Source organism: Paraburkholderia caffeinilytica (assembly GCF_051027425.1).
GTDB classification, from domain to species: domain Bacteria; phylum Pseudomonadota; class Gammaproteobacteria; order Burkholderiales; family Burkholderiaceae; genus Paraburkholderia; species Paraburkholderia caffeinilytica_A.
On sequence record NZ_CP186553.1, the window covers coordinates 2,430,668 to 2,442,875 of the forward strand.

The 12,208-nt window shown below is 59.8% G+C and carries 11 protein-coding genes; 7 read left to right on the forward strand and 4 right to left on the reverse strand.

Annotated features, from left to right (window positions below; all coding sequences use genetic code 11):
• Positions 1 to 134: 134 nt before the first annotated feature.
• From ACOSV0_RS31220 to ACOSV0_RS31230, 3 genes are all read left to right on the forward strand, one after another.
• A complete protein-coding gene (locus ACOSV0_RS31220) occupies positions 135 to 767 on the forward strand; it encodes a hypothetical protein (protein ID WP_434111188.1) in 633 nt (210 codons plus the stop codon).
• A gap of 87 nt (positions 768 to 854) precedes the next feature.
• Positions 855 to 1,487 (forward strand): cytochrome b/b6 domain-containing protein, encoded by a 633-nt coding sequence (locus ACOSV0_RS31225; protein ID WP_434111189.1) that lies wholly within the window; start codon positions 855 to 857, stop codon positions 1,485 to 1,487.
• Positions 1,484 to 2,257, forward strand: a complete 774-nt coding sequence (locus ACOSV0_RS31230; RefSeq protein WP_434111190.1) for a molybdopterin-dependent oxidoreductase — start codon at positions 1,484 to 1,486, stop codon at positions 2,255 to 2,257. Before ACOSV0_RS31225 ends, ACOSV0_RS31230 begins: the two co-directional genes overlap by 4 nt.
• Positions 2,258 to 2,284: 27 nt before the next feature.
• On the opposite strand, the gene ACOSV0_RS31235 is transcribed toward ACOSV0_RS31230, so the two are convergent.
• Positions 2,285 to 3,313, reverse strand: coding sequence for an AraC family transcriptional regulator (locus ACOSV0_RS31235; protein WP_434111192.1), 1,029 nt, complete (start codon positions 3,311 to 3,313; stop codon positions 2,285 to 2,287).
• A 320-nt stretch (positions 3,314 to 3,633) separates the two neighbouring features.
• On the opposite strand from ACOSV0_RS31235, the gene ACOSV0_RS31240 reads away from it, so the two are divergent.
• Positions 3,634 to 4,686, forward strand: a complete 1,053-nt coding sequence (locus tag ACOSV0_RS31240) for an NAD(P)-dependent alcohol dehydrogenase (RefSeq protein ID WP_434111194.1) — start codon at positions 3,634 to 3,636, stop codon at positions 4,684 to 4,686.
• A 1,006-nt stretch (positions 4,687 to 5,692) separates the two neighbouring features.
• Complete coding sequence (locus ACOSV0_RS31245) at positions 5,693 to 6,649, forward strand: LysR family transcriptional regulator (protein ID WP_434111196.1); 957 nt, start codon at positions 5,693 to 5,695, stop codon at positions 6,647 to 6,649.
• Between the two features lie 37 nt (positions 6,650 to 6,686).
• Here ACOSV0_RS31245 and ACOSV0_RS31250 read toward each other — a convergent pair whose 3' ends face one another.
• Positions 6,687 to 7,832, reverse strand: coding sequence for a nucleoside hydrolase (locus ACOSV0_RS31250; protein ID WP_434111197.1), 1,146 nt, complete (start codon positions 7,830 to 7,832; stop codon positions 6,687 to 6,689).
• A 97-nt stretch (positions 7,833 to 7,929) separates the two neighbouring features.
• Complete coding sequence (locus ACOSV0_RS31255; protein WP_434111199.1) at positions 7,930 to 8,988, reverse strand: SDR family oxidoreductase; 1,059 nt, start codon at positions 8,986 to 8,988, stop codon at positions 7,930 to 7,932.
• A 124-nt stretch (positions 8,989 to 9,112) separates the two neighbouring features.
• Between ACOSV0_RS31255 and ACOSV0_RS31260 the strand changes: the two genes are divergently transcribed.
• Positions 9,113 to 10,021, forward strand: coding sequence for a LysR family transcriptional regulator (locus tag ACOSV0_RS31260; protein ID WP_434111200.1), 909 nt, complete (start codon positions 9,113 to 9,115; stop codon positions 10,019 to 10,021).
• Between the two features lie 123 nt (positions 10,022 to 10,144).
• Here the strand turns inward: ACOSV0_RS31260 and ACOSV0_RS31265 are convergent, their stop codons facing one another.
• On the reverse strand, positions 10,145 to 11,107 hold the full coding sequence (locus ACOSV0_RS31265; protein ID WP_434111202.1) for a hypothetical protein: 963 nt from the start codon (positions 11,105 to 11,107) through the stop codon (positions 10,145 to 10,147).
• A gap of 126 nt (positions 11,108 to 11,233) precedes the next feature.
• On the opposite strand from ACOSV0_RS31265, the gene ACOSV0_RS31270 reads away from it, so the two are divergent.
• Positions 11,234 to 12,079, forward strand: a complete 846-nt coding sequence (locus ACOSV0_RS31270) for a M15 family metallopeptidase (RefSeq protein ID WP_434111203.1) — start codon at positions 11,234 to 11,236, stop codon at positions 12,077 to 12,079.
• Positions 12,080 to 12,208: the final 129 nt, after the last annotated feature.

The following is a 12,208-nucleotide window of genomic DNA, read 5'->3' on the forward strand; positions in this document are numbered from 1 at the left end:
GGGACGTGGATATGGCGGTCATTCTACGTGGCCGCGCCGCGCCGTTCATGACGTTTTTGTCATCCGTCTGTCACCCGCCGGAGCCGTTCACGCGCCTAATCTGCCCCTATCCTTCACCCACCCAGAGCAAACTCATGAAGATTGTTTCAGCTAAAGCGATACGCACCTTCGTCACCCCCGCGCTCGTCGCCGCAACATTGTTTGCCGCAGGATCCGCCGTACAGGCCCAAACCGCCATGCCCACCGGCGTGCGCGGCACCGTGACCTCGTTCTCGGGCGATCTGCTCAAGGTCCACACGCGCGACGGCAAAGATGTCGATGTGAAGCTCAGCAAGGACACGCCGATTCGCGGCGTCACAATCGCCAATGTCAACGACATCAAGCCGGACAGCTATGTCGGCACCGCCGCGATCCCGCAGGCCGACGGCACGCTGAAAGCGCTCGAAGTGCACGTATTCCCCGCCAGCATGCGCGGCTCGGGCGAAGGCCACCGCCCGTGGGATCTGGGCTCGAACAGCACGATGACCAACGGCACGGTCGGCTCGCTCGTGGTCAGCAACGGCCGCACGATTACCGTCAAGTACAAGGACGGCGAGAAGAAGATCGTGATTCCGCAAGACGTGCCTATCGTCGCCCTCGAATCGGGTGACCGTTCGCTGCTGGTGCCGGGCGCGAAGGTCGTGCTGTTCGCCCACAAGGACACCGACGGCTCGATGGCGGCGAACTTCATCTCGGCAGGCGAGCATGGCGTAACGCCGCCAATGTAATACGGCATTTTTTCAGCCGTTCGAACAGCCGCGTGCCTCAATGACGCGGCTTTCCGATTGTTGTTCCTCGATTCGACTCCGCTCACCATGCCCGAACCGCAAGCACGTTTCATCGTTCACCCACTCGTCGTCCGCATCACGCACTGGATCAACGCGTTTGCGATGGTCTGTATGGTAATGAGCGGCTGGGCGATCTATAACGCGTCGCCCTTCTTTCCATTCAGATTTCCTGTGTGGGCGACTGTCGGCGGCTGGCTGGGCGGTTCCATTGCATGGCATTTCGCGGCGATGTGGCTGCTGTGCGCGAACGGCCTGCTGTATCTGGCGTATGGCATCGGGCGTGGGCATTTTCGTCGCAAGCTATTGCCTGTCTCTCCACGCGATGTCGTACACGATGCCAGATTAGCCATGCAGTTCAGGCTGCCGCACGATACCGGCAAATACAACGCGGTGCAGCGCGCGCTCTATCTCTTCGTCTTGTTCCTCGGCGTGCTGCTGGTCGCGTCAGGGCTGTCGATCTGGAAGCCGGTGCAATTTTCGTGGCTTACCGCGCTATTCGGCGGCTTCGATTTCGCGCGCCGCGTGCATTTTGCCGCCATGGCCGGCGTGGTGGGGTTTGTCGCCGTGCATCTGGCCCTGGTGCTGCTGGTGCCGCGCACGCTGCTGCCCATGTTGACCGGCCGCGCCCGGCATGTCACGCACGAAAGGAGCGAGGCATGAGCGAATCAAAACGCAAGGACTCGCGCGGCCCCCGTATTGTCCTCGCCGACCATAAACCGCAGATCGAACGCCTGCAGCGTCGGCTGTTCCTGCGTTCGTCGCTTTCGATCGGCGCGCTGGCGATGCTCTCGGGTTGCAACATGCAGGACGGCGATTCGGTCGACAAGGTGCTGTGGGCCATGTCGCGCTGGAACGATCGCGTGCAGGGATGGCTATTCGATCGAAACAAACTCGCGCCGACCTACGCGGCGAGCGAGATCACCGACCCGTTCCCATTCAACGCGTTCTATCCGGAGTTCGACGCGCCGGATATCGACGGTTCGACGTATCAACTGGAAGTATCGGGCCTGGTGTCGGACAAGCGCACATGGAATCTCGATCAACTGCGCGCCTTACCGCAGGCTTCACAGATTACGCGGCACATCTGCATTGAAGGATGGAGCGCGATCGGGCAATGGCGCGGTGTGCCGTTTCGCACGTTTCTCGAGCGCATCGGCGCAGATCTGAGCGCACGCTACGTGGGCTTCAAATGCGCGGACCGTTATTACTCGAGCCTCGACATGGCGACAGCCTTGCATCCGCAGACCCAATTGACGCTCGACTTCCGCGACGCGCCGCTGCCGGCCAAATACGGCTACCCGCTGAAACTGCGGGTACCGACCAAACTCGGCTTCAAGAATCCGAAGCACATCGCGGCGATCTTCGTGACCAACACGAACCCCGGAGGCTATTGGGAAGACCAGGGATACAACTGGTTTAGCGGTCTATAAGCTGCCGCGAGCTTGCGGCACGCGCGCTCATACCGCGGTCACGTAACGCGCGACCGGCTTCACCACGCGCGGCGGCGGCGCATCGTATATGGCGCGCATGCGCTTGACTTCATCGACCGGGCTCAGACCGAACAGACGCTTGAACTCGCGGCTGAATTGCGACGCGCTTTCGTAACCGACGCGGGCCGCGGCCGCGCCTGCACTCAAACCGTCCTGCACCATCAGCAAACGCGCGTGATGCAAACGCGTGGTCTTCACGTATTGCATCGGCGAGGTCGCCGTCACCGCCTTGAATTGCGCATGAAAAACGGCGAGACTCATGCCCGCTTCGGAGGCGAGCGTATCGACGTCGAGTTGCCCGTGATAGTCGGCATGGATACGCCGTAGCGCCTTGGCGATGCGGCCAAAATGATTCTGATGCGTGAGCGCCGCGCGAATCGCATCGCCCTGCTCGCCCGTCAATACGCGATAGCAGATTTCCCGTACCACGCTCGGCGCGAGAATGCGTGCGTCGAGCGGCGAGGCCAACGCTTCCATCAAACGCTGCACGGCATTGCTCAAGGCGGGATCGAGCGGCGTCGAATAGATGCCTAGCGGTTCGTCGTGCGTGGTGCCCTGCGTTTCATTCAACGCCATCAGCAACTCGGCCACCATGCTCAAATCGACACGCACCGAGATGCCGAGGAACGGCTCTTCCGGGCTCGCCTCCGTTTCACATTCGAACGGCAGCGGCACCGATAGCACCAGGTATTGCTGCGCGTCGTACTGGAACACCTGACCGCCGAGAAACCCGCGCTTGCGGCCCTGGCACACGATCACGATGCTCGGCTCGTACATCACGGGCATACGTGGCATTGGCTGGTTGGCCCGCATCAGGCTGACACCTTCCAGACTCGAGTGCGTGAAACCGGGATTGGGCGCGAGCGCGTCGAACAATTCGATCAGGCGTTGCTGGGCCGCATCGGCCGGGGCAAGCTCGACCGGGGCGCGCTCGACCGGGTCGCGTTCGACCGGGTCGCGTTCGACAGACACGGGTTCGATAGAACGGGTTGACATGACGGTATAGTGACGCACAAGAGAATAATGCTTGAAATTTAGCATCAAACGAACTACTGCGCTCATCGCCAGGAGTTTTAGGCAAACCTTCAAGATATTCAGGTATTCCCCCATTCGCTCCCGGCTCCTACTATGGGAACCCTTCCGGATCATCTTTTTCCGCGCTGCGCCGGGCTCGGTTGCCTGTTCACCATGTCGGTGAAAACGTCGACCACCGCCTGCGCCGAGATCCCGGTTCACAACGAGGTTTGCCTGCATCGGTAACGCGCGTTGCCCATCGTCGGCGCCTTGCGACATCACCCTCTTTGCTGGAGCTACCCATGAGCACGACTTATGCCTATGCAGCGACCGACGCTACCACGCCGCTCGCCCCGTTCGAAATCCAGCGCCGCGAACTGCGCGCCCATGACGTGCAGATGGAAGTCCTGTTTTGCGGCGTGTGCCATTCCGATTTGCATCAGGCGCGCAACGAATGGAAGAACACGGTTTTTCCGGTTGTGCCGGGCCATGAGATTGTCGGCCGTGTGACTGCAGTCGGCCCGAACGTGACGAAGTACAAGACAGGCGACCTGGTAGGCGTGGGATGTCTGGTCGATTCGTGCCGTACGTGTGCGAGTTGCGAGGAAGGTCTCGAGCAGTATTGCGAAAACGGTTTTGTCGGCACGTACAACGGTGTGGACCGGGTTGACGGTCAGATCACTTACGGCGGTTATTCGACGCAACTGGTCGTGGATGAGGAATTCACGCTGCGGGTACCGGAGAATCTGGACCCGGCGGGTGTGGCGCCGTTGCTGTGCGCGGGTATCACGACGTATTCGCCGCTGCGCACGTGGGGTGCCGGTCCTGGCAAGAAGGTCGGGATTGTCGGTCTTGGCGGCCTGGGTCACATGGGTGTGAAGTTGGCCCGTGCGATGGGCGCGCATGTGGTGTTGTTTACGACTTCGCCGTCGAAGATTGAAGATGCGAAGCGGCTGGGTGCGCATGAAGTTGTCATCTCGAAGAATGCTGACGAGATGGGCGCGCATGCCAATAGCTTCGATTTCATTCTGAATACCGTGGCTGCACAGCATGATTTGAATCCGTTTCTGAATCTGCTGAAGCGTGATGGGACGATGACGCTGGTCGGTGCTCCGGAGCATGATCATCCGTCGCCACAGGTGTTCAATCTGATCTTCAAACGTCGCCGTCTGGCTGGGTCGTTGATCGGCGGAATCGCCGAGACGCAGGAGATGCTCGATTTCTGCGGCGAGCACGGGATTACTTCGGATATTGAAGTGATTCCCATGCAGGGGATTAATGAGGCTTATGAACGGATGCTTAAGAGTGATGTTAAGTATCGGTTTGTGGTTGATCTGGATTCCATGCGGAAGTGATTTTGGTTTTTTTGCCTGTGAGGCGCTGAGGGTTTTGGGTGCCTTGCAGGCGGCTGTTTTTTTGGTTTTGCTGGTTGCAGCTATGGTGTTTTTTTGTTCTGTCCGATTGGGGTTTGGTGTTTTTCCTTGATCTGGATTTTTCGGTCATTGGTCTTTTGTTTTTGGCCTTTCCTTGTTTTGTTATTGGTTTATTAGCGTCGCCCCTGTGCAGGGCGGGCACCTACTTTTCTTTGCCTGCCGCAAAGAAAAGTAGGCAAAAGAAAGCGGCTCACACCGCTAACTCTTAAGCGGGTCCCTCGCGCAGCCACGGTAGTGGTGCATCTGGAATCCGTGCCCCCGCACACTTCGCGTAAGTGACAACGCACTCATCAGCCCCCACTCCGCACTACGTGCGTCGCGGACGGGTCCGCCAAGGAAACCTGGAGGCTTCGTTTGAGCGCGGTGGGGGCCATCGGCTTCGCCTCGGCGATGACGGAGTTGCATGAAAAACCAACGGCTTCGTGTGGACACAGTGGGAACCCTCGGCTTCGCCCGGCGGAATGTCGAAATGTGCCCTGCGTCCAGGATGCTGCATTGACTCTGAAACTGCTGGCGGGTCGTGCCATCACACGGTTTTATGAATCACTCTTCGGCGCGCGCAGCGCCGCCGGAAGTATGACGCCCTTGTCACTAGCGTCGAGTCTGCGAAAACACAGATTCCAGATGCACCACTACCGTGGCTGCGCGAGGGACCCGCTTAAGAGTTAGCGGTGTGAGCCGCTTTCTTTTGCCTACTTTTCTTTGCGGCATGCAAAGAAAAGTAGGTGCCCGCCCCGCACAGGGGCGACGCTAATAAACCAATAAGAATTCAAGGAAAGGCCAAAGACCAAAGAACCCAGATCAAGGAAAGCCCAACACCCTAAGCACACAAACAAACGAGCACCACAAAGACAAACAAGCCCCAAAAAAACCACCAACGCCGTAGGCAAAAAAAAAGCAGCCCCCAACCCCAACTGGAGTTTGAATCGTGATTGACAGAATAACGGCAATGCGGACATTCATCCGAATCGTGGACACAAACAGCTTCACCCGTGCAGCGGAATCCCTCGACATCCCTCGCGCGACAGCGACAACGATCGTCCAGAACCTGGAAGCCCTGCTAGGCACCGCCCTCCTGACCCGCACAACGCGGCGCCTGAGCATCACGCCAGAAGGCGCAGCCTATTACGAGCGCTGCGCGCAAATCCTCGCCGACATCGACGAGATGGAAGCCAGCCTCCGTCACTCGACGGATAACCTGACCGGCCGCCTTCGCATTGAAATGCCCGGCGCGGTAGCGAGCGCCATCGTGCTGCCGGCACTGGACGATTTCCACACCCGCTATCCGAATCTCGACCTGGCGATCGGCATCAGCAACCGGGCAGTCGACCTGGTCTCGGATGCCATCGACTGCAGTATCCAGCTAGGCGAATTGCCGGATTCAAATCTGGTCGCGCGGCAATTAGGCACGCTCGAGCACGTGACATGCGCAAGCCCGGCCTACCTGGCCCGCCACGGCACACCCTTCGACCTCGACGACCTGCGCGGACACGCAGCCGTCAATTGCATGTCGCCGCATAACGGCCGCGAAGTCGATTTCGATTTTGAAGTGGACGGCGAAGCGCAGAACGTCAAGGTCAGAGGCTTCGTCAAAGTCAGCGACGAGCAGGCTTATCTCACCTGCGGATTGCAAGGCCTCGGGCTGATTCAACCGGCGCGGATCGCCGCGCAACCCTACCTCGATTCAGGACTGCTGCGCGAAGTGCTGCCGCAATGGAAACCCGTGCCGATGCCGGTCTCGGTCGCGTACGTGAAGAACCGCCGGGTGTCGCCCCGCGTGCGAGCCTTCGTCGACTGGCTCGCGGAGTTGTTCGAGCAGACCGAACACGTCGATCAGGACCTGTCGCGAGTCCGTCAACTGTTGCGCGGCCTGCATCCCGCCTGAGGCGGGTTTCGTGCAGTCGCGCAACGCAAAGGGCGCGTTAGTTCGGTAGCGTCACCGGCACCGGACGCGTCAGCAGGTCAACGTAAAAATTAAAGAAACTCGGGTTGTCGAAGCGTTTGACGATCGTCATCTTCTGCAAACCCGCCGGCGGTGAACTGGTGTAACCCGTCGACTTGCCGTCATTGGCGCCGAAGCTCGTATCCACATCCACCCACTCATCCACCGTCTGCGTGGCAAACGACGGACGCATCAGATAGGCCAGCGTCAACGTGTCCCAGATGTTCGTGGTGTAGTTCGGATTCGTTTCGAAACCGTTCTTGCCGTCGAAACCATAGCCGTTCAGCGTCTTGAACAGTTGCGTGATGATGGTCTGCTTCGCCGGATCATGCGCGACGCGGTCGTATAGCGCTTTGTCCATCTTCACGGTGTCGGTCACGTCGAGTGGGATCACCACCTGTTTGATCGGCAGACGCAACACGGTTTTCGCCGCTTCCGGATCGAACCACCAGTTGAATTCGGCTGTCGGCGTAGTGTTGCCAGGCACATCGATCGCACCGCCCATGTAGATGATCTGCTTGATCAGCGGCACGATCTCGGGATGCTGGCGCGTGGCGAGCGCGATGTTGGTCAGCGGGCCGATCGCGAGAATCGTCACCTCCCCGGGATATTGCTTCACCGAATCGACGATGAAGTCCACCGCACTTTTGCTCTGCACTTTGGTGTGCGTGGCAAAGCCGTCCGGCGGTGCAACGAGGTCGCTGTCCGATTTCGGCTCAGGCGTACCCCATGCGCCGAGATAACCGTCGCCACCGGGGAATTGCTTCTGCTCGGCCTGGATAGTGGCGAAATCGTGCGACAGCGCATAATTGGCGCCCGCATATACACCAATCTGCTTTTCAACGCCAAGGCGCTCAACCGATTTCAATGCGTCCGATACGCCCTGCTTCAACCATTGATTCCCGGAGACCACCGTAATACCCAATACTTTCAGCGAACCTTGCGCCTGCAATTGCGCGGCCATTACGCCGAGCTGGCCGTCGTCGCTCAGCGTGTTGTAGTCGCTGTCGATAATCACTTTGGGCGGATCGGTCTGCGCATTGAGATCGTTGCCGCCGCACGCCGACAAGGCCGAGACGGCCACCACGCCTGCTGCATATGTCAATGCCACGAAGAGCCTCTTCACCGATATCTCCCGTTATGTGCAATCGTATTGCTCGAATAAGGAGGCTCATCATAGACGTAAACCTAACGAAATAAAATTGTCAGATTTAATGCGTAATTCATGGAATTATCCTTCTGCGCCGTAGATCGTCGAAAATGCCGATAAACATCGTCTCCGTATCGGTAAATTCATGAAAGCCGAAGCGCCGCGCCTTCGAGCCGTCGCCAAACATATCGTAATCCCACGAGAACACGAAATCCGCAAACCGCCATGAAGAAACGTCCTGATAGGGAACGGGCTGCAGGCCGTGCCTGGCTGCCATCGCCTTCCACAACAACGCCTTGTCAGCCATGATCGTATCGAGCGACATGGGCAGCGGCGGCGCCACGTCGAGTGCGAAATAGCGGGCAATTTTCGGCCACATGTCGTTCCAGCGGAACAGGTCGCCATTGTTGATGTTGAACGCCTGATTCGCGGCGCGCGGCTCCGTCGCGGCCCAGATGGTTGCGCGCGCAAGCAAGCCGGCATCGGTCATTTCCAGCAGCTTGTCGTAAGCACCGGGTTTGCCGGGAAAGCGCAAGGGCAAGCCGAGCTCTTTCGACATCGATGCGTACACGGCGATCGCCATCGCCAGATTCATCGGGTTACCCAACGCAAAGCCGCCCACCACCGAAGGCCGGATCGCCGACCAGCTCCACGGCTTACCCTGCTGGCGCGACTCGAGGAAAGTTTGCTGATCGAACATGAACTCGGGCGGCATGAAATGCGCGTCGTCCTCACGTGCGGGCGTCTTGAACGGGCCGAGATGACCGCCGTACACTTTGTAGCCCTGCATCAGGCTCACATGTTGCAAGCCCGCTGCGACCGGCTCGATGGCATCGAGCACGTTGACCAGCATCGCCAGATTCGGCGGCACCAGTTCGGCCCAGCTCGGACGGTCCTGATACGCGGCATAGAACACATGCGTGACGTGATCCAGAGTGCGCAGTTTCGACCGGGCGTCGGCCGGATCCAGCAGATCGACCGCGATGTATTGCACCCGTCCTCTTGCTTCACCGCCGCGGCGCGCGAGGCCGATGACTGTCCAATCGTCGAGCGTGGCCAGATGATCGGCCAGATTGCGGCCGATTACGCCCTGCGCGCCCACAACCAAAGCCACCTTCTTCGCTGCGTCCATTGCCATGCTCCCAATCACTCTTTTCGTTGCGACGGCCCACGCCGTTCGGTAACTGAAAGATATCGGCGCGACAGTGCTTTCGGTAGACTGCCGGATGGCATATCACCTGTGAATTGAACTCACGATGGCACGTCTGGATGTGAACCGTTCCGGTGAACTCGAAGTGTTCGTGCGCGCGGTCGAGCTAGGCGGGTTTTCGGCAGCGGCACGCGCGCTGGGAATGACACCGTCGGCAGTCAGCAAACTGGTGGCGCGTCTCGAAGCCCGGCTGGGCGCGCGGCTGGTAAACCGCTCGACGCGCAATCTGCAACTCACGCCGGAAGGCTGCGTGTTCTACGAGCGCGGCGTACGCGTGCTCGCCGAACTCGATGAAACGGAACGCGGCGCGGCCACCGGTGCGGTGCCACGCGGCCGCCTGCGCGTGCATGCGAACGTGCCGCTCGGACGGCACTATCTGCTGCCACTGGTGCCTGAGTTTCTCGCCGCCCATCCCGACATTACGCTCGATATCGTGTTGACGGATCAGGTAGTCGACCTGCTCGAGCAGCGCACCGATATCGCCCTGCGCAGCGGCCCGCTGAAGGATTCGCAACTGGTGGCACGCAAGCTGGGCGATGCGAAAATGATGATTGTCGGCGCGCCTGCCTATCTGGCGCGTAACGGTACGCCGCAAACGCCCGCGGATCTTGCCGCGCACAACCGGCTCGGATTCGGCTTTGCAAGGGCGACGAGCGGCTGGCCGTTGCTCGACGCGGAGCAACGCAGGATCGAGGTACCGGTGGAAGGTAATGCGCAAGTCAGCGATGGCGAGACGCTGCGCGAACTCGCGCTCGCGGGCGTGGGGTTGGCGCGGCTCGCCGCCTTTCAGGTGCGTGAAGACGTGGCCGCCGGCCGCCTCATCGTGCTGCTCGACGCGTTCGATTCCGGCGAGACCGAGCCGGTCAACGCGCTCTATCTGGGCCAGGGCGGCCACCTGCCCGCCCGTGTGCGCGCGTTGCTCGACTTTCTGGTGGAGCGGATGCGCGTCGATTGACGCGCATGGCTAGCGACCCAACCGCAGATCCGTGAACACGGCGACTGCGGATGCAGTCGCCACGGACCACGCGGCATCGCGATGCGAATCACGCGACGCGAACACGCCGCGCCTTACCTGACCTTACGGCTGGCGTGCCTGCGGCGCCGAACCCGGACAGGCGGGGTCTTTACCCCAATGTCCGTCGCACACGCGCCAGCGGCACAACTGGTCTTCGAAGAAGCCGCGTTGTCCGCACTCTTTCACGCGTTCGGCCAGCTTGGCGTCCCCGGGGGTAGCCGATGCACTGACCTTGGTCGCCGTATTGCCGTCCGCCGCTTTCGCGTCGGCCGGTTTGGTCCGCGCCACGAGCGCGGCCAATAGATCGGCATCCGAATCATCTTTCGAAGCATTACCGGGCGCACGCGATTTCTTCGTTTGCGCGACCGTGGCCGGTGCACTTGCGTGACGATTGCTTGCGGCCACGCTTTCCTTCTTGCCGTGAGCCGCCGTGTCGCGTTTCGCATTGCTGGCGACAGCCGTCGCGCTTTTGCCATGCTTTTCCGCCGGCACCGTTACCGCCGACGCAGCCGTTGCGGACGCAACCGGTGCCGAAGCATTGCTCGGCTCGGCGCCATCGGCGAGCGCACGCGACAAGCGGTTGTCATCACCGCTTGCGGGCGCACTCGCGGATGTCGCGGATGTCGCGGATGCCGCGGGTGACTTGCTGTCGCTGTCGTCGGCAACGATCGTAGCCGCTTGTGACGACGCCGCGGCCGGGGCCTCCGCTTTCGCGGTGACCTGCGGCGCACCGCTGGCGGCGGACGCCGGCACGGCAACTTTCTCCGCGCTGGCGGGCGCGGTTGACGCCAACGCCTCTGTCTTCACACGCTGCTGCATATGCCACGCGCCCCAACTGCCGGCTGCGATCACTAACAACGCAACCAGCACAAGCGGTGCCTTCGACCGGCGTGGTTTATCTGCAGGCTGCTCGACGCGGCCTTCCAGGTTCGCGAGAATTCGCGAACCATTGCCATCGGCGCCCTTAGCCTTATCGGATAACAGGCTAGGCGGGGCTTTGGAATTCGAATTTTCCGGCGCACTCATTCACTGTCTCATTGAATCCTGGATTATTTCGCCGTGATAATACCGTTCCGGCTCCTCTCCGAGCAGGCCTGATTCTAAGAGCAAGCATTACAAAATACAATTGTTTCCAATTTTCCGGGGTCGACTTTGATTGCCGTAGTACTTCTCGCCTATTTCGCCATCGCTGTTGTGATCGCCGCAATGCTGCTATTGCCGGCGGTACGCGCCTCTTTATTGGGCGCCGCACTCGCTATTCATGGCCGCGTTATGCGCGGGGCATCGCAGGGTGCTTCTCGCGCTCGTGGTCAATTAGCGCGTTCGGCAAAAATTTCGCAATCGACTGCAGTCGATATGCAAAAGTTACTGGCAAAGCGGCGCTTGCTGATTTTTACCACCACAGGTATTCTTGCGACGCCGCCATTGGTGGCATTGGCTTTACGCGGCCGGCAATTATTCCAATTCGATGACACCGCACGGGTACCGGATGAGAAAATTGCCGCATTATTGAATGGCGAACAGCTCGTACCCCCGCCGCCGCTGCCGCCCGAAGTATTTGCAACGCAGGAAGTGGAGCAGATTCGGCCCGCGCTGAAAGACGCGAGCCGCGACTGGAATTTGCTCGACGCCGATTTCAGAACACGTTTATTGCTCGTTTACAAAATCATGCACGAGCAATACGGGTATGAGATGGCATTGCTGGAAGGTTATCGCAGTCCGGAGCGGCAAAACCGGCTTGCGCAAATGGGGGGTAACGTCACCAATGCCGCTGCGTTTCAGAGCTATCACCAATACGGTCTTGCCGCGGATAACGCGTTTTTGCGCGACGGCAAGCTCGTCATTTCAGAAAAAGATCCCTGGGCCATGCGAGGTTATCAGCTATACGGACAGACGGCCGAACAGGTCGGCCTGACGTGGGGTGGGCGCTGGAAAATGATGGATCTCGGGCACGTTGAATATCACAAACCGGGCTTCGTCATGGGGCGTGGTCATTAAGACGAAGTGGGCAATAAAGAGGTTGCAATGGGGCGTTCAATCAAATTTTCTGGCAAAAGTCGGCAATGTCATATGCATAACGGCATTCGCCCAATCGCCATTGGCGCGCCATTTCATGGCGGATTTAAC